This is a genomic window from Clostridium sartagoforme AAU1, assembly GCF_000401215.1.
Lineage (GTDB): Bacteria > Bacillota > Clostridia > Clostridiales > Clostridiaceae > Clostridium > Clostridium sartagoforme.
The window spans coordinates 1-828 of record NZ_ASRV01000270.1 but is presented as its reverse complement, the minus strand read 5'-3'; the positions used below and the strand labels follow the sequence as shown (position 1 = coordinate 828).

At 30.8% G+C, this 828-nt stretch carries 1 protein-coding gene; it reads right to left on the bottom strand.

From position 1 onward, the window contains the following. The coding region (istA, locus tag A500_RS19060) for an IS21 family transposase (RefSeq protein WP_016209208.1) at positions 1-705 on the bottom strand (705 nt) is incomplete at its 3' end. Positions 706-828: the final 123 nt, after the last annotated feature.

Here is an 828-nt window from a genome sequence, read left to right as displayed (position 1 = left end):
TTTTGTTTGAGGTCTGTATGGTCTACATGCAATAGGTTTAAAACCTGCATCATCAGCAAAATGTTTAAAGGTTGTATTAAATTCAACGCGTGAGAAGTTTGTTTTACTTCTATCTATTACTGTTTTCATGTTATCAAAAAGTATTTCTCTAGGAATTCCACCAAAGAATCGGAAAGCATCAATCATACACGTAAATAGAGTTTTTTGCTCTCGATTTTCTGTTAGTGAAACATATTTTACTCTAGAGTATCCAAGGACCATAAGAAAAATATTAACTTTAAATATTTCTCCATGTTTACTTATCATAGTGAGATTTTCTTTCCAATCTACTTGAGCTTGTAAGCCTGGAGTAGTTTCAAATCTAATGGTTGCCTTCTTAATTTCAACTTTTTTATGCTTGTTAATGAAATCTGCAACTGTACTATATTTACCTTTATATCCTTTCTTTTTAATGAATTTGTACACTGCCATAGCAGTGGCACCGTAATTATCTACCTTCTCAATAATGATAGATTTATAATCATCTAAAAGACTAGTGTAAACTCTTGATGACTTTTTCGGGACCAGCTCTCCAGAGCTGATTTTTAAATATCTTTCTACAGTTCTAGGATCACAATTAAATCTCCGTGCTAATTCACTTTTATTCAATAGGCATAGCTCCTCTCTTGTAAATTCTTTTAACTTATTATGTATATCCTCTCTCATAATTGCACCTACCTCTTTGGTAATTCCCTACAATTATATATTGAAAAAAGATAACATAAAAAGTGCATAAATTCCTACATTTTGATGTTGGAACTTTTATGCACTTTCATATTAACATTTACA